The sequence below is a fragment of the Moraxella bovoculi 237 genome, from assembly GCF_000696305.2.
Lineage (GTDB): Bacteria > Pseudomonadota > Gammaproteobacteria > Pseudomonadales > Moraxellaceae > Moraxella > Moraxella bovoculi.
Window position 1 is genome coordinate 48,115 of the sequence record NZ_AOMT01000013.1, and the last position, 25,951, is coordinate 74,065.

The 25,951-nt window shown below is 47.2% G+C and carries 24 protein-coding genes and 5 pseudogenes; 5 read left to right on the top strand and 24 right to left on the bottom strand.

What is annotated here, in order from left to right:
• Positions 1-54: 54 nt before the first annotated feature.
• Positions 55-1,668, bottom strand: a complete 1,614-nt coding sequence (locus MBO_RS03655) for a carboxyl transferase domain-containing protein (RefSeq protein ID WP_036363837.1) — start codon at positions 1,666-1,668, stop codon at positions 55-57.
• A 117-nt stretch (positions 1,669-1,785) separates the two neighbouring features.
• Positions 1,786-2,967, bottom strand: coding sequence for an isovaleryl-CoA dehydrogenase (locus MBO_RS03660; RefSeq protein ID WP_036363841.1), 1,182 nt, complete (start codon positions 2,965-2,967; stop codon positions 1,786-1,788).
• Positions 2,968-3,216: 249 nt separating this feature from the next.
• On the opposite strand from MBO_RS03660, the gene MBO_RS03665 reads away from it, so the two are divergent.
• Both MBO_RS03665 and MBO_RS03670 read left to right on the top strand, forming a co-directional pair.
• Positions 3,217-3,825: a TetR/AcrR family transcriptional regulator gene (locus MBO_RS03665; protein WP_036363843.1), complete on the top strand. Its 609-nt coding sequence runs from the start codon at positions 3,217-3,219 to the stop codon at positions 3,823-3,825.
• A 106-nt stretch (positions 3,826-3,931) separates the two neighbouring features.
• On the top strand, positions 3,932-5,623 hold the full coding sequence (locus tag MBO_RS03670) for an AMP-binding protein (RefSeq protein ID WP_036363846.1): 1,692 nt from the start codon (positions 3,932-3,934) through the stop codon (positions 5,621-5,623).
• A 49-nt stretch (positions 5,624-5,672) separates the two neighbouring features.
• Here the strand turns inward: MBO_RS03670 and MBO_RS03675 are convergent, their stop codons facing one another.
• Genes MBO_RS03675 through recN form a run of 9 tightly spaced genes read right to left on the bottom strand, consistent with a single transcriptional unit; the run spans position 5,673 to position 12,670 of the window.
• A complete protein-coding gene (locus tag MBO_RS03675; RefSeq protein ID WP_036363849.1) occupies positions 5,673-6,182 on the bottom strand; it encodes a hypothetical protein in 510 nt (169 codons plus the stop codon).
• A gap of 1 nt (position 6,183) precedes the next feature.
• Complete coding sequence (locus MBO_RS03680) at positions 6,184-7,527, bottom strand: deoxyguanosinetriphosphate triphosphohydrolase (RefSeq protein WP_036363852.1); 1,344 nt, start codon at positions 7,525-7,527, stop codon at positions 6,184-6,186.
• 39 nt (positions 7,528-7,566) lie between these two features.
• Positions 7,567-8,172 carry a class I SAM-dependent methyltransferase gene (locus MBO_RS03685; protein WP_036363856.1) on the bottom strand — a complete coding sequence of 202 codons (606 nt, stop codon included), beginning with the start codon at positions 8,170-8,172 and terminating at the stop codon, positions 7,567-7,569.
• A 57-nt stretch (positions 8,173-8,229) separates the two neighbouring features.
• Positions 8,230-9,159, bottom strand: a complete 930-nt coding sequence (xerD, locus tag MBO_RS03690) for a site-specific tyrosine recombinase XerD (protein WP_036363859.1) — start codon at positions 9,157-9,159, stop codon at positions 8,230-8,232.
• 1 nt (position 9,160) lies between these two features.
• Complete coding sequence (gene tusA, locus MBO_RS03695; RefSeq protein WP_036363862.1) at positions 9,161-9,391, bottom strand: sulfurtransferase TusA; 231 nt, start codon at positions 9,389-9,391, stop codon at positions 9,161-9,163.
• Positions 9,388-9,849: a hypothetical protein gene (locus MBO_RS03700; protein ID WP_036363865.1), complete on the bottom strand. Its 462-nt coding sequence runs from the start codon at positions 9,847-9,849 to the stop codon at positions 9,388-9,390. Before MBO_RS03700 ends, tusA begins: the two co-directional genes overlap by 4 nt.
• A gap of 32 nt (positions 9,850-9,881) precedes the next feature.
• Complete coding sequence (ruvX, locus tag MBO_RS03705) at positions 9,882-10,370, bottom strand: Holliday junction resolvase RuvX (RefSeq protein ID WP_052585285.1); 489 nt, start codon at positions 10,368-10,370, stop codon at positions 9,882-9,884.
• Positions 10,370-10,936, bottom strand: coding sequence for a YqgE/AlgH family protein (locus MBO_RS03710; RefSeq protein ID WP_036363868.1), 567 nt, complete (start codon positions 10,934-10,936; stop codon positions 10,370-10,372). Before MBO_RS03710 ends, ruvX begins: the two co-directional genes overlap by 1 nt.
• Before the next feature lie 18 nt (positions 10,937-10,954).
• A complete protein-coding gene (gene recN / locus MBO_RS03715) occupies positions 10,955-12,670 on the bottom strand; it encodes a DNA repair protein RecN (RefSeq protein WP_036363871.1) in 1,716 nt (571 codons plus the stop codon).
• 279 nt (positions 12,671-12,949) lie between these two features.
• Here recN and rlmB point away from each other — a divergent pair, with 279 nt between their 5' ends.
• On the top strand, positions 12,950-13,795 hold the full coding sequence (rlmB, locus tag MBO_RS03720) for a 23S rRNA (guanosine(2251)-2'-O)-methyltransferase RlmB (RefSeq protein ID WP_080702179.1): 846 nt from the start codon (positions 12,950-12,952) through the stop codon (positions 13,793-13,795).
• Between the two features lie 88 nt (positions 13,796-13,883).
• Here rlmB and nqrM read toward each other — a convergent pair whose 3' ends face one another.
• The 4 genes from nqrM to creC all read right to left on the bottom strand — a co-directional run bounded on the left by nqrM (position 13,884) and on the right by creC (position 17,248).
• Positions 13,884-14,132 (bottom strand): (Na+)-NQR maturation NqrM, encoded by a 249-nt coding sequence (gene nqrM, locus MBO_RS03725; protein WP_080702180.1) that lies wholly within the window; start codon positions 14,130-14,132, stop codon positions 13,884-13,886.
• A 116-nt stretch (positions 14,133-14,248) separates the two neighbouring features.
• Positions 14,249-14,410: a hypothetical protein gene (locus MBO_RS03730; RefSeq protein ID WP_160169661.1), complete on the bottom strand. Its 162-nt coding sequence runs from the start codon at positions 14,408-14,410 to the stop codon at positions 14,249-14,251.
• The gene (creD, locus tag MBO_RS03735) at positions 14,397-15,707 is read right to left on the bottom strand and encodes a cell envelope integrity protein CreD (protein ID WP_052585286.1); all 1,311 of its coding nucleotides are present in this window, start codon (positions 15,705-15,707) and stop codon (positions 14,397-14,399) included. The genes MBO_RS03730 and creD overlap by 14 nt, the downstream gene beginning before the upstream one ends.
• Before the next feature lie 92 nt (positions 15,708-15,799).
• Entirely contained in the window at positions 15,800-17,248 is a 1,449-nt protein-coding gene (gene creC / locus MBO_RS03740) for a two-component system sensor histidine kinase CreC (RefSeq protein ID WP_046700493.1), read from the bottom strand.
• A 115-nt stretch (positions 17,249-17,363) separates the two neighbouring features.
• Here creC and MBO_RS03745 point away from each other — a divergent pair, with 115 nt between their 5' ends.
• On the top strand, positions 17,364-18,227 hold the full coding sequence (locus MBO_RS03745; RefSeq protein WP_036363874.1) for an MBL fold metallo-hydrolase: 864 nt from the start codon (positions 17,364-17,366) through the stop codon (positions 18,225-18,227).
• A gap of 27 nt (positions 18,228-18,254) precedes the next feature.
• Here MBO_RS03745 and MBO_RS10040 read toward each other — a convergent pair.
• Positions 18,255-18,739, bottom strand: a pseudogene (locus tag MBO_RS10040) (transposase); the annotation flags it as partial.
• A gap of 16 nt (positions 18,740-18,755) precedes the next feature.
• Here MBO_RS10040 and MBO_RS03755 point away from each other — a divergent pair.
• The gene (locus tag MBO_RS03755) at positions 18,756-19,397 is read left to right on the top strand and encodes a c-type cytochrome (protein ID WP_080702181.1); all 642 of its coding nucleotides are present in this window, start codon (positions 18,756-18,758) and stop codon (positions 19,395-19,397) included.
• Positions 19,398-19,619: 222 nt separating this feature from the next.
• Here the strand turns inward: MBO_RS03755 and MBO_RS03760 are convergent, their stop codons facing one another.
• The 8 genes and pseudogenes from MBO_RS03760 to MBO_RS03790 form a co-directional block, all read right to left on the bottom strand.
• On the bottom strand, positions 19,620-21,071 hold the full coding sequence (locus tag MBO_RS03760; protein ID WP_036363879.1) for a mechanosensitive ion channel family protein: 1,452 nt from the start codon (positions 21,069-21,071) through the stop codon (positions 19,620-19,622).
• A gap of 63 nt (positions 21,072-21,134) precedes the next feature.
• Positions 21,135-21,917: pseudogene (pcaD, locus tag MBO_RS03765) on the bottom strand (3-oxoadipate enol-lactonase).
• A gap of 46 nt (positions 21,918-21,963) precedes the next feature.
• Positions 21,964-22,404 (bottom strand): thiolase family protein, encoded by a 441-nt coding sequence (locus MBO_RS10285; protein WP_320108857.1) that lies wholly within the window; start codon positions 22,402-22,404, stop codon positions 21,964-21,966.
• Positions 22,378-23,169, bottom strand: a pseudogene (locus MBO_RS03770) (acetyl-CoA C-acyltransferase); the annotation flags it as partial. The gene MBO_RS10285 and the pseudogene MBO_RS03770, both read right to left, overlap by 27 nt.
• 127 nt (positions 23,170-23,296) lie before the next feature.
• A pseudogene (locus MBO_RS03775) lies at positions 23,297-23,533 on the bottom strand (CoA-transferase); the annotation flags it as partial.
• On the bottom strand, positions 23,470-24,324 hold the full coding sequence (locus MBO_RS03780) for a benzoate/H(+) symporter BenE family transporter (RefSeq protein ID WP_052585288.1): 855 nt from the start codon (positions 24,322-24,324) through the stop codon (positions 23,470-23,472). The pseudogene MBO_RS03775 and the gene MBO_RS03780, both read right to left, overlap by 64 nt.
• Before the next feature lie 130 nt (positions 24,325-24,454).
• Positions 24,455-25,028: pseudogene (locus tag MBO_RS10310) on the bottom strand (transposase).
• Between the two features lie 51 nt (positions 25,029-25,079).
• On the bottom strand, positions 25,080-25,808 hold the full coding sequence (locus MBO_RS03790) for a response regulator (RefSeq protein WP_036363882.1): 729 nt from the start codon (positions 25,806-25,808) through the stop codon (positions 25,080-25,082).
• Positions 25,809-25,951: the final 143 nt, after the last annotated feature.

Below are 25,951 nucleotides of genomic sequence, written 5' to 3' on the forward strand. Positions count from 1 at the left end.
ATAAAATTCAAACGGTTGATCTGTCATGCTGAATCCCATTATAGGACTTGCCAATCACATGCGGAACACGCCAAAGCTCATCTCATCAATCGGTGCGTTCATGGCAATGGCAAGGCTAAGCCCCAATACATGACGGCTCTGAGCTGGGTCAATCACGCCATCGTCCCACAGGCGGGCAGAAGCATAATAAGGGTGGCCTTGATGTTCGTACTGTTCGCGGATTGGGTTTTTGAAGGTGTTCTCTTCCTCGGCTGACCATGTGCCGCCAGCACCTTCAATCTGTTCGCGCTTGATGGTGGATAGCACCCTCGCCGCCTGCTCGCCGCCCATGACCGAGATGCGAGAGTTTGGCCATGTCCACATAAAGCGTGGCGAGTAAGCACGACCACACATGCCGTAGTTACCAGCACCGAATGAACCGCCGATGACCAGCGTAATCTTCGGCACGTTGGCGGTGGCGACTGACATGACAAGCTTGGCCCCGTGCTTGGCGATGCCTTCGTTTTCGTATTTTTGACCGACCATAAAGCCTGTGATGTTCTGCAAGAACAGCAGTGGAATCTTGCGCTGACAGCACAGCTCGATAAAGTGCGCGCCTTTTTGGGCGGATTCTGAGAAGAGGATGCCGTTGTTGGCGATGATGCCGACTTTTTGACCGTAGATCTCCGCAAAGCCAGTCACCAATGTCGTGCCAAAGCGTGCCTTAAATTCATCAAATCGTGAACCGTCAGTTAAGCGCATGATGACTTCACGGATGTCAAAAGGCGTCTTGGCATCGGCAGGAACGACGCCGTATAGCTCATCACTGTCAAATAACGGCTCATCGAATTCTTTAGGTAATGACTGCTTAGGATAGTTTAGGTTGGCGACGATGTTACGCGCGATCAGTAGCGCGTGTTCGTCGTTCTCTGCCAGATGGTCGGCCACGCCCGATAGGCGCGTGTGTACATCGCCGCCGCCTAAGTCTTCACTGGACACCACTTCACCCGTGGCAGCCTTCACCAGCGGTGGACCACCCAAGAAAATCGTGCCTTGATTACGAACGATGATCGTCTCATCACTCATTGCAGGCACATATGCACCGCCTGCGGTACAGCTGCCCATGACGACAGCGATCTGAGGGATGCCAAGCTTAGACATCTGGGCTTGGTTGTAGAAGATTCGCCCGAAGTGCTCTTTGTCAGGGAAAACTTGATCCTGTAAAGGCAAGAACGCGCCGCCAGAGTCTACCAGATAGATACAAGGCAGGCGGTTTTCTTTAGCGATTTCTTGAGCTCTTAGGTGTTTTTTTACGGTCAAAGGATAATAGGTGCCGCCTTTAACGGTGGCATCGTTGGCAACAATCATACACATGACGCCATTCACCAGACCAATACCTGCCACCACACCAGCACAAGGCACGTCATCTTCGTAGACGTTAAGCCCTGCAAGCTGTCCAACTTCCAAGAATGCCGATCCAGTATCGACCAAGGCATTGATACGCTCGCGCGCTAATAACTTGCCACGTGCTGTGTGCTTTTCACGGGCTTTTTGGCTACCGCCTAGCGCAAGTCTGGCGGATAGGCTTTGCAAATCCTGCACCAATGGCAGCATGGCGGATTGGTTGGTCTTATAGGTGTCACTGCGGACGTTGATTTTGGAATTTAACACGTTTAGGTTGGCAGTCATGGTGCATCCTTTTTTCTTTATCCTTAAAAAATAATATTAGCTCATCACTTAGCTTAGGTTTTTGGATAAGGGCGTGAGCCTCAGCGCCCTTATCCTTATGGTGGCTACCGATGATGATTATTTGGTCTCGCTAAACAGCTCACGACCGATTAGCATTCGTCGAATTTCTGAGGTGCCTGCGCCGATCTCGTACAGTTTGGCATCACGCCACAGACGTCCTGCTGGAAATTCATTAATGTAGCCGTTACCGCCCAGTGTTTGGATGGTTTCGCCTGCCAGCCAGGTGGCTTTTTCGGCGCTGTATAGGATTGCGCTGGCGCAGTCTTTACGTAGGCTGCGATCGTGGTTTGATTTGTCGCAGGCGGCGCCTACGGCATAGACCAGTGATTTACATGCCAGCATGGTCGAGTACATGTCAGCGATTTTGCCCTGCATGAGCTGGAATTCGCCGATGGCTTGACCAAACTGCGTACGTTCGTGAATATATGGCATCACCAGATCCATACAAGCATCCATGATGCCTAGCGGGCCGCCGCTTAGTACCGCACGCTCATAATCCAGACCGCTCATCAGTACCTTAACGCCATTGCCGACACCGCCTAGCACGTTCTCAGCTGGGATTTCTACATTATCAAAGAACATCGGATAGGTGTTCGAGCCGCGCATGCCTAGCTTGTCCAAGTGCGTGCCGTGGCTAAATCCTTTCATGCCTTTTTCTACCAAGAATGCGGTAATGCCTTTGGCGCCTGCATTTGGGTCGGTTTTGGCATAGACGACCATGACATCAGCGTCGCCACCGTTGGTAATCCACATTTTTGAGCCATTTAAGATGAAGCGGTCGCCTTTTTGTTCAGCTTTTAGCTTCATGCTCACCACGTCCGAGCCTGCGTTTGGCTCACTCATGGCAAGCGCGCCCACATAATCACCGCTGATTAATTTTGGTAAAAAACGCGCCTTTTGTTCTTCGTTGCCGTTTAAGCTGATTTGGTTGACGCACAGGTTAGAGTGCGCGCCATAAGACAGACCGATAGAAGCCGATGCACGTGAAATCTCTTGCATCACTAGGATATGAGCCAGATAGCCCAAGTTCGCACCGCCGTATTCTTCAGAGACGGTCATGCCTAACAGGCCCATGTCGCCAAATTTTTTCCACAACTGGGCAGGGAAGTGGTTTTCTTTATCGGCGGTTTCAGCAAGTGGTGCAACTTCTTTTTGGCAGAACTTACGTACCTCATCTTGAACTGCAAGCAATGTCTCATCGATGCCAAAGGTTAGGTTGGATAGAGTGGTTGGGTTCATGGTTTCGTCCTTGTAGTCCTTGGGAAATGCCAAAACTGGCGGGGGTTTATGTTACAATGTGCCTCACATTATAATCAGCAAATTTCACATTTTTAACGGTCAGGTTATCTTCAATAACACTACCCAGCCTAAAAAATTATCCTAAAAATTTGCCTTTTACATACTGTACCACACTATTTTTTTTAAAAAAAGTGAATTTTATTAAAAAAATGATTTGCAATTCATTTTTAAATGAGAGACAATAAAATCATGAATTACAAAAGATCCGTATTAATGCAAGAGCGCCTACGTCAAAATCGCGAAGCGATCTTACAGGCAGCCAAGCAGCTCATTAGCCAAGGAGGTATTAAGGACGCCCAAATCCAAGCGATGGCGGATTTGGCAGGCGTGTCGAATGGTCTGGTGTATCGTTATTTTGATAATAAAAACCACATCATCATCGAAGTGCTGTCCGAGGCAATCATGCGTGAGATTGATATTCTAAAGCAGATTGCCGGTCAAGAAGGACCAGCGCAAGACAAATTACACAAGGCGGTGAGAGTCTTTGTAAAGCGGGCATTGAACAGCCCGAAACTTGCCTATTCACTCATGCTAGAGCCTGCAGATGCAGCGGTGGAGGAGGCGCGATTTAAAAGCAAACAAATCGTCAAAGAGGCGATCGAGCACATCCTAAAGGAAGGTCAAGCGCAGGCAGTATTTGAATTTGAGGATGTGGGCGTAACTGCGCAGTGTATCGTTGGGGCGATGACGTTTGCTGTCATTGAACCTTTAAGCCTAAATCCGCAAGCGATGAACAAGGAAGTATTTAGCACGCAAGTGGCAGACTTCTGTCTCAAAGCGGTCAATCAAGGAAAGTAGGGCGCTGTGGTAAGGTGGTTTGGCGTATCTTAACTTGAAAAAAAGCGACACGGGTGTTGCTTGTCCTGTTCATCAGGCGGATAAATCATGATCTAAGGAGAGTGTCATGTACCAAAAACTAAGCTACCTATCAGGCACGAGCGATAAGCCGCTCATTGGTCTTACCATCGGTGAGATGTTCGATCGTGCATGCCTACAGTACGCTGATAAGGAAGCCATCGTCAGCGTTCATCAAAACATACGCCTAACCTACAAGGAGCTGGCTGATAAGGTCAATGCCTTTGCAGCGAGCTTGCTTGAGCTTGGGTTCGACACGGGCGACCGCTTTGGGGTTTGGGCGTTAAACAGCATTGAGTGGATTGTTGCTCAGTACGCCTGCTTCAAGATTGGCGTGATTTTGGTCAATCTAAACCCTGCCTATAAAGCCAAAGAGCTAGAATACGTTCTTAATAAAGTTGAGTGTCGTGGCATTCTGATCGCTGATGCCTTCAAGACATCAGACTATCACGCGATGCTGGTCAGTATTGCACCTGAGCTTGAGAGCAATCACAGTAAGCATCTGGTGTCTCATAACCTGCCGCACCTAAAAGTCGTCATCAAGGCAAGCGATGTCGAGCACGATGGTGTGTATCGCTTTAAGGACCTGCTAAACCCACCAACATTGGCGCAGCGACAGCACATAGAGTACGTCGCCAAAAAGCTACAATTCGACGACGTGGCGAACATTCAGTTCACCTCGGGCACGACAGGCAACCCAAAAGGCACGATGCTAACTCACCATAATATCCTTAATAACGGTTATTTTGTTGGTGAAGGCATTAAGCTGACCGAGCATGACCGCATCTGTGTGTCCGTGCCGCTGTTCCACTGCTTTGGTATGGTGATGGGTAATTTGGCGGCGATGACACATGGTGCGACCATAGTGTATCCGTCTTTTGCTTATAATCCGACCGAGACGCTACAAGCGGTTCACGATGAACGCTGTACTGCGCTGTATGGCGTGCCATCGATGTTTATCACCATGCTAGAAGATAAGCGATTTGAAGAATTTGACTTATCAAGTCTGCGCACAGGCATCATGGCAGGCTCGCCATGTCCGCGTGAGATCATGCAGCGTGTTATTGAGCGCATGCACATGAGCGAGATCACCATCTGCTATGGCATGACCGAGACATCACCAGTATCAATGCAAAGCCATGTTGATGACCCAATTGATAAGCGCGTAAGCACGATTGGACAGATCCATCCGCACCTAGAGGTTAAGATCATCGATGAGAATGGCAGCATTACGCCTGTCGGTGTCGCGGGCGAGCTGTGCACGCGAGGTTATTCGGTGATGGCGGGCTACTGGGGCGAGCCAGATAAGACCAAGGAAGTCGTGGACAAGCACGGCTGGATGCACACAGGCGACATCGCTGAGATGGATGAAGATGGCTTCGTGAAAATCAAAGGGCGCATCAAAGACGTCGTGATCCGCGGCGGTGAGAACCTGTTCCCTAAAGAGATTGAAGATCTGCTATTTAAGCATCCTGCCGTCTCTAGCGTACAAGTCATCGGTCTGCCTGACAAGCGCTATGGCGAAGAGCTGTGCGCGTGTATCATCCTAAATGATGGCATGAACGGTAACGAAGACGAGATCAGAGACTTCTGCCGATCGCAGGTATCGCATCACAAGGTACCGCGCTATGTCGCCTTTGTGAAGGAATTCCCGATGACCGCATCGGGTAAGCCGCAGAAGTTTAAGTTACAAGAGCTGATGCGTGTTGAGTTCAACCTAACGGGCAATATTTTTGAATAATCATTAGCCTATGTAAAGTACAAAAAAGCAAGTTTTCGGACTTGCTTTTTTAGTGTCTTTTACACAAGATGTTGGGAATCTTGCCTAGATAGATGTGCTCAGCGATGCGCCCTTGTTGCTCGATGTTATAATCCCAAAAGCTCTTGTATTGATCAAAAGTGTATCTATAAGGGTTGTATTTTTTTAGGCTAAGGTAATGCAGCGTCTGTAGCCATGCACCCTTTAGCAGAACATTGATGCCGTGCTGATACTGCAGAACGTGCGTCATCTCATGAATAAAAATCTGCTGATACAGCCTGCCATGCGCGCTAAAATCATCACGATAATGCCGACCACCCACAAAAATCCAACCATTAGGCGCAATAAACACATCGTCAGACTGCCAAGGAATGTAAGGATAATTCACCACGCGCACCCTATTGTAATCCATGAGCTCGCCAAATACACCGCGCGCCAACGCCACCTCACCATCTGTCAGGTGGCGAACGGGTGGTTTGATTTTTTGGTATTTTTTGATGAACCATGGCAGTTTTAGCCATGGCAATGCCCAGTTGATCATGTTATACCGACATCATGCCCATGCCTGACAGATCTCTGGCCAATGTCGCTGCGCGGTTGTCGGTCATCCCACCCACAAAGTCAAGCACCTTCATGTATGCCTGATAAGGTGTGTCATGAGGATCGATCGGCGTGTCGATGAGCTGTAGGCATAGCGCGTCTTTGTTGGATAATGATTGATGGGTGACTTTGGCGTGCACTGCAGGCACCAACAAATCTAAGATCAACCCAATGCAGCCAAAGCTCGCCACTTCGGTCGCAAGCTTACTATGATGGTTAAAAATTTTACGCCGTGCTAGGTCTTTGGCGTTTTCTAGGGTTTCTTGTAGGTTGTCATCACAGACAGCGAGCAGGTCTTTGGCGGCGAATTCACCTGCCACGAGTGCACTTTGATGGCGGATAAAGGTATCTGCCACCACCTCAATCGCCTGACCGATCGCCATGCCGCGCAAGGCAGCGCAGCGCTCTTTTTGGTTGGTGATGCGCCAAGTTTTCTCGACAGGGATAAGGGTGTGTAGCACGGTCTCAAATTCATTGATATCTAATAAATCCAGCTCAACCGCATCTTCTAAGTCCAGCAGGGCATAACAGATGTCATCCGCCGCCTCCATCAGGTATGACAAGGGATGACGTGCCCAGTGGTTATCGCCGAGCTTGGCAAGCCCCAGATCTTCGGTGACTGTCTGCATGAGTGGCAGTTCGGTCTGATAGATGTTGAATTTACCTCGGGTGCGTGCGGTGGGATGGCTGGACGTCCAAGGGTATTTTAATAGTGTGCCTAGGCTGGCTGAGGTGAGGCGCATGCCGCCGCGTTCAGCATACATCTCAAGCGTGGCAAGCAGCCTTAGGCTGTGAGCATTGCCTTCATAAGTGCAGATGTCATCATGTTCAGGGTTGCTAAGATTCGCCAAAAAATGCGAGTGATTCGGATCGCGAAACCACGCCCGCAGCGCATCTTCGCCCGTATGCCCAAAGGGCGGATTGCCCATGTCGTGCGCCAAACACGCCACTTGAACCACCGTGCCGATGTCGCTTGGGGTGAACGGATCGGGCAGAAGACCGCCTTGTTCGAGCTGTACCCCGACACGATTACCAAGGCTTCGCCCGACACTCGCCACCTCGACGCTGTGAGTTAGGCGGTTGTGGGTGTGGTCGTGCTTGGCAAAGGGGTGCACCTGAGTCTTGCGACCCAATCTGCGAAAGGCGCCCGAGAAGACCACACGGTCATAATCCACATGAAAGGGCGTGCGCATAACATCGATGCCATCTTGACTGGTCATCTTTGGACTGACGACGCCACGTTCAACCTTAAATCGATTGGTGGAGAGTAATTGTGACCAGCTCATGAATTTTCCTTTTGATGGTGGGTGTTTGCTCGAATGGCGCTATTCCTTCACCGCAAGCGTCACTGTATAAGTTTTGCCCTGTTTGATTTTATCGGCATTACCAAATACTTCATTAAATGAGCGTTTCATAAAATCTCTCAGTCCGTTGATGGTAACCACATAAAACCGTCCGCCCACTTCCATGCGTTCATAAGCGTCTAGCAGGTACAGATAGTGCTGTTCCTTGCTTGCCTTGGCGGGTAGGTTACTCATGACAAGGCTGAATTTTTTGTCTTTATCCACGTGATAAAAGCCGTTGGAGAGCATGACTTCGGTATTTTTTAGATTATTTTTTTGGCAATTTAAGCGGGCGTATTCTAGCGCGACGAAGTCCTTGTCAATCAGGATGTGCTGACCATTGGGGCATTCGCGAGCCGCCGTCATGCCCAGCACGCCATAGCCACAGCCTAAGTCAATGGAGTTATCATGAGCCTTAAAATCAATATAATCAAGGAGCATGAGACTGCCGTCATCAAGACGTTCTGGGCTAAAAATCCCCCAGGTGGTACGAAAATCAAAGGGCTTGCCAAGCACGTCTTGGGTAAATGTGATGTCGTCTCGCCATTGTTTGGCTTTTTGTTGTAGGTCGGCTAAGGTGGTGGTCATGATGTTTTTCCAAAAAAGTTTTGATTATTGTAGCACAAAACTTTTTTGTGAACATGACTAACCCCTAGGATGATGCTCGCTGTGCAGTGCTTGTAGGCGTGCGGTCGCCACATGGGTATAAATTTGCGTGGTGGATAGGTCGCTGTGCCCGAGCAAAAGCTGAACGCTACGCAAATCCGCCCCGTGGTTGAGCAGGTGCGTGGCAAAAGCATGGCGAAGCGTGTGGGGTGAGATGTCGGTTTTGATACCCGCCAGTAGAGCGTATTTTTTAATCATGTGCCAAAAATTATGCCGGGTCATGTAGCCACCTTGTTCGGTGAGGAACACCGCTTGACAGTCGCTCTTGCCTAACAGCAGTTCACCGCGTCTGATGAGATAGTCTTGTAGGGCGTTTTGGGCGTATTCACCCAGTGGGATAAGGCGGGTCTTGTTTCCTTTGCCGGTGATCTGTAGCCAGCCGGCGTTGAGATTGACCTGCTCTAGCGATAGATTCACGAGCTCACTCACGCGCAGCCCGCAGGCGTACATGACTTCAAGCATCGCTTTATCGCGTAGTCCGCACACAGTGGCGACGTTTGGCGTGTCTAGCAGGCGTGTGATGTCGGCTTCGGATAAGATCTTGGGTAGGGGCTTGGTGACTTTTGGGTTCTTGATGTCTTGACAGGGGTTATCAAGGCGTACTTCATTGCCAATCTGCCACAAGAAGAACTGGCGCAGGCTGGCGAGCATTCTAGAGATGGTGCGCGGATTTTTGCCTTGGGATTGGGCAGATTCTAGGCAGTGATACACGTCCGCTTTATCCCAAGTGGTCAAAGGCTTGTCGGTGGTCGCCATGCACAATCTTAGGTCTCTGATGTAGGCGTTACGCGTGCGCACCGACAGTCCGCGTGCCAGCATCGCTGTACGAAATTCGGTCAGATAGACGGGATCGCCCATCACATGGATGATGGTGGGCGTGCGTGGCTCTTTGGCGCGGACTTTGCTCATGTTAGGATTTTTTGATGATCAGATAGCGGTATTTGCCGTCCGCTAGGGTTTCTTGATTCTCTAGCGTATGCCCCAGATGCCGACAGAAATTCGGAATGTCGCGCGTCGTCGCAGGATCGGTGGCGATGATTTCGATGCGCTCGCCGCCTGCTGCCTTACGGATGGTCTTATGAAGCAGCATGATGGGCTCTGGGCAGATGAGTCCTGTGGTGTCTAATTGATGATCGCTCATGAGTTGGTTTCGCTTTTTTGTTTGTCTTCTAAAAAGTTTAAAAATTTCTTTAAATTCACCCGAAACACATACGGCATGGTAAACCACGCCACCATCGCCAAAAACATACTCATAAAGAAAGTCGTGGTTGCGCCATGTAGCACATAGACGCCAACAGCAAAAGCAACCAAGATAACGGCAGTTAGTAGAATCGTCGCCAAGATGCCGCCTTGCATGATGCGATAACGCTGCAAGAACATCGCATGAAAAAGACTCAGCGGAATGCCAAGCCCGATCAGCACATAAGGCAGGTAATGAAAGGCGTAATAGATGAGTGCGTTATCCTTAAAGCTTGCCATGCTAGCCAATGTGCCAAACACACCAAAGCAGGTAATGGCTGCCATGCCCAGATAGATGCTAATGTTGGCAAGTCGGATGGCTTCTTTGGTGCGGGTGATGAGTGTGGCGGTATGAGTCATGAGTGTCTTGGGTGAATGTTGTCAAAATAAAGTTAGTCTTTGCCTTTGGTGGGGTTATCATGGTAGCTGCCGACATATTGGGCAAGCTCTGGCGCATAAAAATAACCATCCAGCAGAATGCAAGCCGCGATGTCATCGATCGAGTCACGCTCATTCTGCATCCAGCCGCGCTCCCACGCCAATGAACGTGCTTCAGCAGAGCTTAGGCGTTCATCATAAGTGAAGACCTTGGCAGGGTGTTTGCGTTCGCCAAGGCGATGCGATAGGCGGCGGGCGAATTTATGCGCGCGCTTTGAGAGCATCGAATCCGTGCCATCCATATTCAGCGGTAAGCCCACCAGTATTTCATCGATTTTCCAAGTCTCGATGATGCCAAGCAGGTTATCCCAGTCGGGCTGACCGTTGTTCATCGCTAGGATGTCAAAGGGGCGCGCATCTTTACTTAGGCTATTGCCCAGCGCCATCCCCATTTTTTTGACACCAAAATCCAGTGCAAGGATGAGAGTTGGCTTGTCAGTCATTAGGCGCGTCCTTGGGTGGTGACGAAGGCGGTGGGTTTGACACCGATTTTATCATAAGCTAAGGACAGCCGCTCATCAAACGGTGCGCGGAACAGTATCTGCAAATCAGCAGGGCAAATCAGCCAGTTTCCAGCTTCAAGCTCGTCTTCAAGCTGACCCTTACCCCAAGTACAAAAGCCCATGCACATCAGATAATGCGCCATGCTGTCTTCTGACAGGCGCTCTAGGATGTCTTTGCTGGTCGTCAGACAGACATTCTCTCCGATGGCGAAGCTTGATTTGAAGTCGGGCAATCCTGTATGCAGCACAAAGCCTGCATCAGGGCGCATTGGCCCGCCATTGATGGCAGGCGTGTTCATGGCGATCTGTGAGCTTGGTAGATCCAGCTCGTGCAAGAGTCCACCTACCGAAATGGATAGGGGCTGATTGACAATAAAGCCCCACGCGCCATCGGCATTGTGACGGCAGACATAGATCAATGTATCTTCAAAGCGCTCATCATCCATCTGTGGGCTTGCCAACAAGAAATGATGCGCAAGGTTTTTTGGATTGGTTTTTTTATTCATCGTGTGTGTTATTTTTATTTAATTATTTAAGTTGGCATCGGCATTCGCGCCAATCTGGTCGGCATGGGCAATATCCGCCAGCAGGCTCTTGACGTGGTTGCGCGTGGCTTCAGTGATGTTCACGCCACCTGACATGCGCGCCAGTTCATCGATCTGATGTTCGCCTGCGATGACGCTGATGTCGCTGGTGGTCTGTTCACCATGGTCTTTATAGACCAGAATGTGGCGGTGTGCAGCGGCAGCGACTTGGGCTTGGTGGGTGATGGCAAGTAGCTGCTGATGCTTGCCCAAGCTGCGAAGCAGTTCGCCCACGACCTGCGCTGTGCCGCCACTGATGCCCACATCGACTTCATCGAATACCAGCGTTGGGCGGCTGCCTTTGCCATCACCTGCTGCCATTACCTGCATGACGAGCGCCATACGCGACAGCTCGCCCCCTGAGGCGACCTTGTGTAATGGCTGTAGCGGCATGCCGACGTTGGCACTGAACAAGAGTGTGATGTCGTATTTACCGTGTGTGTTATATTGGCTTTCGTCTTTGGCATTGAAGGCAAATTCGCAGCGTGCATTCGGCAGAGCAAGTGGTAGCAGTCTCGCCTCTAGGCGCTCACAGATGTCAGGCGCGATGGCGATGCGTGCGTTATCAAGCGCTTCTGCCGCTGACAGATATGCTTCATAGGCTTCATTGACCTTGGCATCAAGCGTATCATTATCGGGTAGACCGCCCAGATGATCAAGTTCGGCTTGCCAGTTCGAGGCATCCGCGATCAGTTCATTGACAGGCGTGTGGTATTTATTAGACAGCCGGTGAGCCAGCCCAAGCAGGGTATTCAGCTCATGCAGGCGTTCTTCGTCAGGTAGTGACTGTTCAGCATAGTCGGAGAGCTTGGCGGTGGCGTCCATGATTTGCTCTTGGGCGAGTGCCAGCAGCTGACTGCATTCGCTAAATACCTTGCTCTTATCCACGCTGTGATCGCAGATACGCATCGCACGACCCAGCAGGCTTGCCACGCTAGGCTCGTCACTGTCATTATCCAAGAAATTCACCGCCGTCATCGCCTCGGTCATCAAGGCTTCAAGGTTTGACAGCTCGTCATATTCGCTTTCGATCTCGTCGAAATTCACTGACAACAGCGGTTCAATGTCAGCAAGCTTGGCAGACAGTAATGCCATGCGATCGGCACGTTGTACAGATTGGCTTTTTGCGTCATAGGCTTGTTTTTTGATGGTTTGCCAGTTCTGATAGGCTGTTTTGGTGGCGGTCTTTAAGGTGGTGAGTTCGCCAATTTTATCCAGCCAATCAATGACGAATTGCGGCTTTAATAATTCAAGCCCTGCGTGCTGAGAGTGGATATTGACGAGAATTTGCCCCAGTGATTTTAGCTCGCTGATGCTGGCGGGCACGCCGTTGATCCACGACTTTGAACGCCCTTGGCTACTGATCTTACGGCGGATGAGCAGGGTGTCTTCTTCTAATTTGCGCTCGTGCTCGGCGAACCATGCGGTGACTTCATCGTTATTGGTGATGTCAAATTCGCCAAAAACCGTCGCCTCATCACAGCCATGACGCACGATGCCACTGTCAGCACGTTCCCCAGCGCATAAGGATAATGCATCTAAAATCAATGACTTACCCGCACCTGTCTCACCCGTGATGACGTTAAAACGCTCATCAAAGCTGATTTCTTTTTGCTCGACCAGGGCAAGATTATTTAGGCTTAGAGATACCAACATGGCGACATTTTTCCGTAAAAAGGCGGCGGTTTATGATAATCAATTTATGCCGATTTAGCAATTTATGAAATGTTAATTTTAATGCATGCGTGAGATGATGACGCACACCATCGTGGGCGGCATCGGTTATTTTTGTTTGCTTTGGGATTATAATGGGGATGATGCTTGCCATTCAAAAGTGCTGGATAAAATTATCTACCATTACCAGGCGATGTTTTGACAATTTGGCATAAATTTGCCACAATATCAAAGATTTTACCTTCTTAATAAGCCCATTTTATGTCAAAAGCACCCAAAGCATTCGCCAAATCTACCGATAAATTCAAAAAAGACAAGTCGGGCAAGCCAAATTCACCAAAAGCCAAACCCAATCGCACGCCACATTTCTACGGCATTCATGCGGTGACGGCACTATTAAAGCACCGCCCACAGGACGCGTTGACGTTATTCGTGCAGCTGCGCGAAGATGGTGCGACTAGCCAGACGCATGACGACATCATCAAGCTCGCCAAAGATGTGGGCGTGAGTGTGCAGATGACGCACAAGGACAAGCTTGCTGAGCTGTGCGACAGTCATCAGCATCAGGGTGTGGTTGTGTCTGCGCGAGCGCCGAAGCTGTATGATGAGAGCGATCTGGTGGCATTGTGTGATAGGGCAGATGCGTTATTTTTGGTGTTAGATCAGATTACCGATGCGCATAATCTGGGCGCGTGCCTGCGTTCTGCCAGTGCGATGGGTGTGGATGCGGTCATCATTCCTAAGCATCAAAGTGTCTCCATCACGCCGACGGTCGCCAAGGTGTCGGTCGGGGCAGCAGAAGTTATCCCATTGGTGGCGGTGACGAATTTGGCTCGTAGTCTGTATGCCCTCAAAAAATCAGGCGTATTCGTCTTTGGCACCGCCCTAGATGAGACGGCCAAGCCTTTGTATGATTGTGACTTCTCGGGTAAGGTTGCCATCATCATGGGGTCAGAAGGCGATGGCATGAGACGCCTGACGCGTGAGTATTGCGATACGCTGGTCTATATCCCGATGGCGGATAACCCTGATCGACCTCAGAGCCTTAACGTGAGTGTTGCCACAGGCATGGCGCTGTATGAAGTAACAAGACAGCGCACCAAATAACCTTAGTTAAACCACCATAATAAATCGCCCAAACTCAAGAGATTGGGCGATTATTTTTATTGTGTTTCACGTGAAACATGATTCAGCTTTATGCAGATTTTGCCAAGCTTTTGGCTTTATCGCTGGTCGCCTTGTCCATATTGCTTTCGCATTTATTGGGGTCGTTGCCGCAGAACTGGCAATATTCATCACCCATAAGATTGGCGACACCGCCGCATGAGCCTTTTAGGGGTTGTTTTTTTACCAAATAGCCCACGCCCATGAATAAGAAAAACAGCAAAAAAATACCGAAAGTCACCGCAAATACAGGTAAAAATTGATAAAACATGTCGGTCATGGCTTGCTCCTTTTTGTCAGATGGCAAGATAAATTTATTCTATTATAAGCTTTTTTGCACAAAAAATCAGCCACATTTGTAAACCCGTGGCTGATTTTTGTATGGTTTTGGTGCGTTTATTGGTCTGATAAAGGGTTTGCTTGGCAACAGATTTGTTTATCAAAGCTAAGAATCAGCCCCAATGTTGGCAGATACAGCCAATGTAAAAACTCTACCGCGCCTTCAGAATGCCGCATGATGGCAGATTTGGACAAGCCGATCAGATCATGGGTTTGCATGGTTATCTCCTTCTGGTTGATGGGTTTGGTTTGGCTTCATTGGGTTTAATTCTAGAGCGTACCAATCCACCTTGCGTGTGATGAACATGACCGCCGCTAACAGTAGGAAGCAAAAAACAGCGCCCAACAGTAGATTAAGTTCGTCGATCGATAGGATAAAATAGAATCCTGCATAAAGTGATGATAATAAGAGCGTAAATGCGCCAGAACGCTTGGCGCCATCCAATACGTAGTAGGTATAGAACCCGATGAGCAAGGCGCATGCACCTGCCGCGATGCCATAGGCTGCATAGAAGGCGATGTGTTCAGCAAGCGACAGCAGCAGCACATAAAACATCAATAAGGCGCTCGCCACCAGACCGTACTGTAGTGGGTGAATGCGCAGCTTCTTTATGGTCTCAAATAAAAAGAACGTACCAAATGAAATAACCAAGAACAGCAGTGCGTATTTGATGGTGCGGTCGGTTAGGGTGTAGGTGTCGGTGGTATTGACGAATGCCACCGCCAAATGGTTTAGGTTGTTATGAAGATTGGGGCTGCATTCGCTCTTGCATTCGCTGGCGCTGATGATGGCTTGTGTGTTGGCAGTCGCCAAAAAATCATTCTGCCAGTCCGCGCTAAATCCTGTGGCGTCTATGCGCTTATTATTTGGCAGCGCATCACCCAAAAACTTAGGCTCTGCCCAATTGCCCGCCAATGAGACTTCGGCATTGTCACCTGTCGGTGCGATGTGCAGGCTGTCGATGCCTAAGACGTTCAAGTTGGTGCGGATGTTTAGAGGCTTATCCAAGGTGCGCGCATCGTCGGTGATGATGGCCTCGATGTAGGATAAGTGATATTTACCTTGAGTGTTGAACTTGGTCGGATATTCTTTGCCATTGATGGTGATTTTGGCGTTGCTTGCGCCGCGAAGGTCGGATATGGGGATGATTAGGCTGACGGGGGCTGCGTCGTTATCTTCGGTCTTTGGTGGGGTGATGGGTTGGTATTTTTGGGAGATGTCTAGGCTGCTTTGATGGCTGATGGCGTGATAAATGCCGCGGCGATATTTGTCATCCTGTACGTCGCTTGTGCCCGCGATGTTGCTACTTTGGGCGAAAATGGGCGCATCACCGACCAATAAAAATGGCGCAATCATGAACTGATCGCCTGCGTGCATGGTTTTGATTTCTTCCATCACGCTTTGGTGGTAATTTGAGCGTTCGTAAACCAGTGAGTTTATAAACACCATCCCTAGGCCGAACAAAAAGCATAGCGTGCCGATGATGAATAGTTTAATGGTAAAGGTCTTTTGCATAAATACTCCTGTGGGAAATTTATGCAAATAGTACAAACCCTGTATGCAAAAATGATGGAAAAAGGTGGGACTTTTATGAAAAATGTGTGAAATCAGCGCGGCACACTCATTACCATAATCACGCAATTATCCTTGTCCTGCCTAAAACTCACTGCCCCGCCATGTAGCTCTATCACTTGCTTGACAAGGGTTAGCCCAAGCCCTGTGCTTTTTTGGCGGTGGCTGTTGCCCATGCTAAAATACCGCTCAAAGGCTTGCTTGATGATAAAGTCGTCCAGCGTGTCGCTGTCGTTTTTGATATGGATAAAGGTATCCGTCTCGGTTTGGCTTATATAAATGGCTATCGCACTTTTGCCATAATAAATGGCGTTGTCAATGACGTTTTGCACCGCTTGGGTGAGCCAAAATTCATCGGCACGGATATGAATACTGCTTTTGGTAAATTGCACGGTTTTGCCAAGCTGTTTTAGGGTTGCCGACTGCTGATTTAGGCAGGTTTGAATGAGTGCATCCAAATCAACATCGCTCATGGTAAGTTTAAAGGTGGGCTGTTCAATCTTGGCAAGGGTTAAAAGTTTGTCCACTAAGGCGGTCAATTTGTCCGTTTGCGATAGGATAATGCCAGTAAACTGCTCACGCTCGGCAAGACTCAGCTCGTCCGTCAAAATCTCACTACTGGCACGAATGGCGGTCAGGGGCGATTTTAGCTCATGCGTGAGCGTGTGGACGTACTCGCTGACGTACGCCTTATTTTCTATGGTGTCTTTCATGGCATGAATGCTTGCCATGAGTTCGTTCAGCTCTCGCCCAAGATAAAAATGGGGCGGAGCGGTGCTGGCAAGCCCTTTGGTGTAGCGGTTCACGCTGTCTATGCTGCGTCTTAACCACCATGCCATGAGCGTGGCGGTGGTAAGCGTGATCGCCATAATCGTTAAGATAATCTTAATGATTTCATCGGTGCTTTTGTTGATATAAGGAATGAGCGTTTGAGTGGGCTTGCCAACGGACACCACGCCAATTATCTGCCCGTCTGAGACAATCGGGCTTGCCACATACATGACCGAATGCCCGCCGATGTCAGTGCTTCTTGCCCCGTATTTGCCACGCAAGGTCAGATACACGTCATTCCAACGGCTAAAATCCGCCCCCACGCTTGCCCCACGACTGTCATAGATGACCACTCCTGTGCCGTCTGTGATATAGATGTGGTAAGTGCTTTTGGATTTTTGGTGATACCAAAGTGGTTCATCAGGGTTGGTAAAGGCGTGGGATAATTTGGCGTTAAGGGATTGATTTAACTCATCTTTTGATAAATCTGCCACGTCATCTGCCACGATGTGCGACAGTAGCACTGATGTATCTACAAGACTGTCTTCTACCACACGCTTGGCGGACGGTCGCACGGTTTTTTGGACATAATATAGGGCAAGGGACGATGACAACAGGGTAATCAAGGCAAAGGTGAGCCATATCCGCACAAAAATGCTAAAACTTAGGCGTTTTTTAAAAATGCGGTCAAGTAGGGTGTGAAAAGTTGGCATGATGATAATTATTTTGATTGATTCTTCTTATTTTAGAATTATCTAAAATAGCATTGTAGGGGTGGGTAAATTATGCTATAAATAACTAAACCCACGAATATCAGGGAGCGGACACATGAACGTACATTCTTTTTTAGACCCACAGACCCAGACGTATAGCCACATACTCATCGATGATGATACCAAACTGTGTGCCATCATTGACCCTGTGTTAGATTATGACCCTGTGTCGGGGCGGGTGAGTTATGATAATGCCGATAAACTCATCAATTTTATCACAACGCACGATTTGACGGTCAAATACATCATTGAGACCCACGCCCATGCCGACCATCTTACGTCCGCCCATTATCTAAAAGAGCAACTTGGCGGGCAGACGGTCATCGGCAAACACATTGCCACGGTTCAGCATATTTTTAAGGACATCTATGACCTTGATGATGACTTTATTCCCAATGCGTCTCAATTTGACCATTTGACCGATGACGGCACGACTCTTGCACTTGGCAGTCTTAGCATTACCGCCATGCACGTGGCAGGGCATACCCCTGCGGACATGGCGTATCAGGTAACGGACGGCACACGACTCATCGTCTTTGTGGGTGATACGCTCTTTGCTCCCGATGTTGGTACGGCTCGTTGTGATTTTCCTGCTGGTGATAGCGGTCGGCTTTATGATTCGATACAACGCATTCTGGCACTGCCCGATGAGACGGTATTGTATCTGTGCCATGACTATCCGTCAAAGCACCGCACGTATAGCCCAACCACGACAGTCGGCGAGCAAAGACGGCATAATATCCACGTCAAAGACGGTATCAGCCGAGATGACTTTATTAACATGAGAGACACTCGGGACAAAACCCTATCCGTGCCTAGACTCATGCTTCCGTCCGTGCAGGTCAATATCAACGCAGGCGAATTTTTTACCACCCAAAACGGCAAGCCGTATGTTCGCATTCCTGTTAATCAGTTTTAAGCCTTAAAAGTTTTTAAGCTTGAACTATCAAACCAACTGCAACACTTCATCAAAATAAACCTCATAAGGTGTTTTCCAGTTTAAACACTCTTTGGGTCTATGATTGAGTTCATTTACTTTACTGATAATATCGCTTTCATGCCACTTGCTTAAATCTTGATGCTTAGGGAAATATTCTCTAAGCAGTCCATTGGTATTTTCATTACTGGACGTTCTGATAATTCATGACTGATCTTAATTTTACCACGCTTTTCATCATGAGTCTTAGCATATCTTGTCTTACCTTTATGGCGTAGCTTACGACGTGCCAATCTGCCACCTTCATCAAACCATCCATGATAAATGGCTCGATAAATTGTATTGGCACTTATTTGGTGTTTTGTATTCTCAAGCCTAAGACGTTTGCTGATTTGCTCTGGAGACCACCTGTGACTCATAAACTTATCATGCACCAACTGACATAACTCTTTGTCATCTAATTTAAACTTAGGTTTGCATGCTTGACGGTTTTTATCCGTGGGTGCTCAAATGAACTGCAACAGCTGTCATATCGCAAGCGGTAAAATCCCCTTGGGCGACCCATACATTAACAGCTTTAATACCTACCCAACTTACAAGCCACGAGCAGGCAAGGAGGTGGATTTGGTCATGCGTATCAATGGCTGTTTTAGGCGTTCTATGAATGGCAAACCCTTAAAGCCTGATTCACCTGAGATGACAGCAATGATTGCTTATATGAAATGGCTTTCACAAAATCTGCCCAAACAAAGCATGGTAGATGTAAAAAATGCAGGTAAGGTTGATACCAGTCTTGTCCCAGACCCTATCAGAGGTGAGCAAATTTACCATGCTCAATGTGCCAGTTGCCATGGTGACAACGGTGAGGGCAAAAAAGACCATCTAGGGTTAGTTGCTTTTCCACCTCTTTGGGGTGATGAATCGTTTAATATCGGTGCAGGCATGGCAAGAACCTACAAGGCGGCGGCTTTTATCAAGTATAATATGCCTATGGGTATGCAAACACAAGGGCTCTGGGGGCATGGTGGTGTGCTAAGCGACCAAGATGCTGTTGATGTTGCTGAGTTTTTTACCCATAAGCCAAGACCTGATTTTGAGGGGAAAGTTAAGGACTGGCCAAATGGCGATAAACCTAAAGATGCCAGATACTAATCAAAAACCATAAAAAATAGGCTGTATTGATTGGAATATGCTTTAAAATGGGCTTGGGTTTTGTAGGTTGCTCAAAAAGTGAGCAAATCACCTTGTCAATCCAGGTTTTATGATGATTTTTAATGCGTCGAATGGCAGAAAGTTGTGATTGGGCAATAGTTTCCTGCTTAATCGCAATCTAAAAAGCACAACCTAAATTGTGCTTTTTTTTGAACATTTAACTCACTCTTCTGGGCTTGTATCGTTTAATAAATCATTGTCTTTATTGGTAATCTCATCTTGGACTTTTTGGCGAAGTTTGGGGTCGGGGTCGGTGCTTAGCATATCATCAATGCTGGCGTTGTCTAGGATTTGCTTGGCACGCTGTTTGGCTTTTTGTTTTTCGCTGTCATCAGCGTTTGCGATTGGGCGTACTTGATTTTGACCAAATTTATTGGCAAGATTGACAATCGCATCTTCTAAGGCTTGGTCAAAGTTTAGCTTATAAATCGGTTCAGGCAAGCTAAACCCTGTGTTTTCTAAGGCGTGTTTCGTCTGGCGAATAGCGATACTGCGTGCTTTGGCAAAATCGGTTTGGCTTTGATTGACCCACACTTGAAATTCAAGTACGATGTTTGAGTCGCCAATCTCGTTAATTACCGCCACCGCTTTTGGCTCATCAAGCACAAAATCTAGCGAATTTATCGCATCAAGCCCCACTTTAATCGCCGCCAAGGGGTCGTTGTTGGCGTCCACCCCAAGCTCGAAGCGAAACCGCCTTTCAGGATTTTTGGTGTAATTTAAAATTGTGCCTTTAAACACTTCTGAATTGGGGATTCTTAAATGATTGCCGTCAAGCGTCATCAAAATGGTCGCACGGCTTGTAAGCCTTACCACAATGCCCTCTTTGTCGTTGATAATCACACGGTCGGTCGCCCGAAATGGCTGACGTAGGCTTAGCATAATAGAGGCGATGTAGTTTTCAATAGAATCTTTGACCGCAAAACCCACTGCAATACCCAAAATCCCTGCACCGCCAAGCAAAGTACCAATCACGCCTTGAGCCCCCATTAAAGACAAGCCCAAAATAAGCCCAAGCACGATAAAGACAAATTTGACCGTGCCAGACAACAGCTCTGCCACAAAAGGGTTTGGGGTCACTTTTTGCCAAAACTGTGTGCGGTTTGACAAAAATTTGCCAACGCTTGCCACCACCAAAAACGCCAATAAAGCAGTGAGCAATAAGGGCAGGGCTTTTGTCCAAGATTTAACCTTACTCATTAGCTCATTGACCACAGGCGTGACATTGTCTTCAACGCTTAGCGTGCGACTGATTTCGTCTTCTACTGCCACCACGCCTTGTAGGCGATTTGCCAAATTAAATGCTTGCACGGCTTTTTTGTCGTTGGCGGTTTCGCCTAACAGTTTGACCACGCCTTGATTGACGGTTACGACCACTTTGTCAAGCCCGTCTATTTCTGCAAAAATTGCCTGAATGCGGTTTTGAATGTCGCTGTCGGCAATGGCTTTATTGTCAATGGCGATGTCGTCTAAGTCTGTTGGCTTGTTGTCTGTTGTGGCTTGGTTGTTGTCGCTTAAAATCAGCTCGCTGACCGCTTGTTCGTCAATTAGAGCATGGGTTGGTACAACAAGTGCTTGCACGGTAAATGCTAGGGCGAATAATAACTGTCTCATAGGTATTTGTATAATGATTTGGTATATTATAAACCAATTACCCAAAAACAGTCTAAATTTGTCTTAGGCTTTTGTCAAAAAGTCTTTTATCGCCTTGGTAAATTTATCAGCTTGTTCTATATTGGAAATATGCGAAGCATTGAGTGTAACAAGGCGTGCATTGGGGGCGTTATCTACAATAAATTGTCCGTCTGCCACGGTAGTAACAGGGTCTTTTTCGCCTGTGATGACAATTATCGGCGTTTTGGTGTTTTTTAACTCATCACGCAAATCAGCGATTGCTAGGGCTTGACAGCAGTTAGCATAGCCGTCTTTGTCGCCTTTTGCTAGGCTGTCGCCTAAATTTTTGACAATATTGGGGTGATTTTGAATAAAGCCATTGCTAAACCAACGACTCGGAGCGGTGTCAGCGGTAGGTTGTAAGCCATTGGCTTGTACACTTGTTGCTCTGCCTTGCCAAGCGTGTTGATTACCGATTTTGGCGGCGGTATTGGCAACAATGATTTTATCAAATTTATCAGGAGCGTGAATAGACAGCCAAATACCTGTTAGCCCCCATAGAGATACCACAAAAATGGGCTTTTTTGATGTGCAAATGCTCTAATAAACCCACCACATCACACCCCAATTCTGCTATTGTATAAGACTTATTGGGTGCGGTGCTTTGACCGTGTCCACGAGTGTCATAGCAGATAAGAAAAAAATCTTTTTGCAAAGCGTCAATTTAGGCTTGCCACATTGTGTAGTCTGTTCCCGATGAGTTGGAGAAAACCAAGGCAGGATTTTTTGGGGTTACCAAAGGTTTGGTAGTGTAAACTGACATTGTTTTTTTTGAAAAATAGGCATAATAAGTTATCCTGATAATTTAATGGTGCTAATAATTTAATAAGGTCTATACTCTTTTAATAATTAAGGCAATTCCCTGCCCTACGCCAATACACATACTACACAGGGCGTATTTGCCATTGATATTTTCTAGTTGATTTAAAGCGGTGGTAACCAGTCTTGCCCCAGACGCACCTAAGGGGTGTCCGATGGCAATCGCACTGCCATTGGGATTGATACGGCTGCCATCATCGGCAAGTCCTAGTTCACGAGTGCAAGCAAGTGCTTGGGAAGCAAGGGATTCATTAAGTTCAATGACATCTATATCATCAAGACTAAGATGTGTCATAGCAAGCAATTTTTGAATAGCAGGAGCAGGGGTAAAACCCATAATGCGTGGCTCAATGCCTACGGTGGTACTGGCGATGATTTTGGCACGAGGTTTTAGACCAAATTTTGCTACTGCTTTATCAGAGGCAATCAGTATGGCACTTGCACCATCATTAATGCCTGATGCGTTGCCAGCGGTAATTGTACCGTCTGCTTTGACAATGGGTTTGAGTTTTGCTAGACCTTCAAAGGTCGTATCTGCTCGTGGGTGTTCATCTTTTTTACAATCACAGGCTCTGCCTTGCGTTGGGGTATGCTAACAGGGGTAATTTCTTTGTCAAAAAAAGCCGTTTTCTTAGGCGATTTTGGTTAATTGCTGGCTTCTTAGGGCGAATTTATCTTGGTCTTCACGGCTAATGCCAAACTTTTCTGCCACATTTTCTGCCGTTTGGGGCATAGTGTCCACCCCATATTATTCTTTTAATTGTGGGTTAATAAACCGCCAACCCATCGTGGTGTCTTCTATTTTTTGGGTGCGGTCAAAGGCGTTGTCAGCTTTACCCATAACAAATGGTGCTCGGCTCATACTCTCCACACCGCCTGCGATGATGAGATTGGCTTCGCCTGCTTTAATAGCACGATTGGCAATGGCAATGGCATCTAGCGATGAACCACACAAACGATTAATGGTGGTGGCAGATACTTGTGTAGGCAGACCTGCCAAAAGTGCTGACATTCGTGCCACATTGCGGTTATCTTCGTCTGCTTGATTGGCACAGCCAAAAATCACATCGTCCACTTGACCAAAATCCACTTGTGTGTTGCGATTTATGAGTGCTTCAATGACGACTGCCCCCAAATCATCGGCACGCACACTTGCCAAACTACCGCCATAACGCCCAAAAGGTGTGCGAATGGCATCAATAATATAAGCTGTTTGCATAATTTATCTTTATTAAAAAAATTGATATTCAATCATTGTTCTATCCAATAATTGGCATTAATTTGTACTGTCTATTAAAGTTGCATCTGTTAGGCGTTGTAATTCATCAAATGGCAAACCATCAATTTTTTTTAACACCGATTGCCAAATCCATCGCACCGCCCACCGCAGGAATGGCATCAGGCTCGCCTGTGTGCCAGTTGGCAAGGTCGCCGTCTTCGTCCACTTAAAATGCTCCCAATACGCAAATATCAAGATGTCCACCATGCATCATACTAAATGCACCGCCGTCTAGCATAGTTACAAATTCTTTGCCAGCATTGATAAGTTTTGGGTCTTCTTGTCCTTTTTGGGGTGCTTTGCCAATACCGCTGCCACCAAATAAAACACCCCATCAAATACACCACCGACATAGCGTTTGGCAGGATTGTCGTGGCAGTCTTTGCTCATACATAAAGCGGATGTAACCGCTGCTAGTACGATACTAATACCACCAAAAAATGCTACCAAAACTGATAATATACTGACAGTCGTGATGATAGGACGGCTAGATACGGCGTATTTATGGGTTTTGGCAAGTGCCATACTTGGCAAAAATTGCCCTGTTAAATTTAACAACACCAAAGGGATTGCTAAATTGAGTATTGCTTGTACCGAAAATGCAGGAAAAATAAAAATCGGCTCAGTAATATAGATAGTAAGTACCTGTTTGGTTTGAATAAGCCCCAAATAAAACGCCACCACAAGACCACTAAATAGCACCCAAACAATGGCATAGCGTGGCGTAAAACGCTTGGCAAATAAAAAACTGATAAGCATCGCAAAAGCCAGTAGTGGTGAGTTGGCAGATGCCAAAAACGCCCCACGCCCAAAATCAAACAAAATTCCCGCCATCATACCACTTGCAATGCCTTCTGGAATATGATGTAAAATTTTATCAAGACCGCCACTTATGCCAATCAACAGCGTGATAAACCCTGCAACAATATAAGCACCTACTGCTTCATTTAGGCTTAGGTTTGGAAATAAGCTGACCAAAAGTGCTGTACCTGGGATTGACCAAGCAAGTAAAATCGGTACTTTGTAATACAAAGACAATACAATACTACCAACTGCCAAACCCAATGACACCGCCCAAATCCACGATATTATCATAGGGGTGCTAACGCCTGCACTTTCACCAGCTTGAAAAAAATTACCAAAGGATCTGCATAAGAAATTACGACTGCCAAAAGCCCTGCAATCATCGCCGACAAAGAAAAATCTTGTTTAAACTCTTGAACTATCAAACTAACTGCAACACTTCATCAAAATAAACCTCATAAGGTGTTTTCCAGTTTAAACACTTTTTGGGTCTATGATTGAGTTCATTTACTTTACTGATAATATCGCTTTCATGCCACTTGCTTAAATCTTGATGCTTAGGGAAATATTCTCTAAGCAGTCCATTGGTATTTTCATTACTGGACGTTCTGATAATTCATGACTGATCTTAATTTTACCACGCTTTTCATCATGAGTCTTAGCATATCTTGTCTTACCTTTATGGCGTAGCTTACGACGTGCCAATCTGCCACTTTCATCAAACCATCCATGATAAATGGCTCGATAAATTGTATTGGCACTTATTTGGTGTTTTGTATTCTCAAGCCTAAGACGTTTACTGATTTGCTCTGGAGACCACCTGTGACTCATAAACTTATCATGCACCAATTGACATAACTCTTTGTCATCTAATTTAAACTTAGGTTTGCATGCTTGGTTTAACTTAAATTTTTTGATATTTCTCTTGAAATTGTTAAACGAGAACGTCCTAACATGCTTGCGATTTTACTGGGTTTTATGCCTTGTGCAAGCATTAATATTATCTTTTCTCGTTCATCAGAGCTTGGGCGTGGATTTGTCAAAAGTTAAGCCAATCCATATCCAAGCCCCCGATGAGTGATGATAATCTCATCATCGCACACTTCTGCCAATTTTTGCCGTAAAGTCTTGATATGGCTGTCAATGGTGCGTGATAGGCGGTGTTCGGGGTGGTCGGAAATGCTTGCCAAAATCTGCTCACGGGACAAAATGTGCGTGGGGTTGGCAAGCAAGGTGAGCATGATACCAAGCTCAGTTTTTGATAAGGTCAAGGCATGATTATTTAGAAAAAGTGAATAATCATGGGCTTGATAATGCCAAGTGTGTCTGCCTGTGGTTTTGGTAAAATCGGTGTGGGCGGTGTCTGATTTGCCTGATGTATCAGATTTGTTCGATTTTTGGGTAAAGATATTCTCTCTACGCCATATCGCTTTTAGCCGTGCTATCAGCTCTCGGGGGCTAAATGGCTTGGCGATGTAGTCATCCGCCCCCAGCTCCAAACCCAAAATGCGGTCTATCTCGTCCGTGCGTGCTGTCAAAAACAGTATGGGGGCGTGGGCGTGCTTGTCGCCTTGGCGTATCATTTGGCACACGTCAAAACCGTCTCCGTCAGGCAATCCCACGTCCAGCACGACAGCGTCAAGGCGTGGCGTATCAAGGCATAGGGCGACTTTGGCAATCGTGTCTGCCCATGACACGGTATGGCCTTCACGCTCTAAGGCAAAACGCAAGGTCGTGGCAATGGCAGGGTCGTCTTCGATGATGAGAATGTGCATGGTGTGGCGTATTAGTTGGTATGTCAATATTATACGTCAAAATTAGATACAAATACTGCACAAGAAAATTTTTCACAAATTTTCCATAAAAGAACACCGCCCAATCAAATTGAGCGGTGTTCTTTTGTTTTCCAGTAGTTACC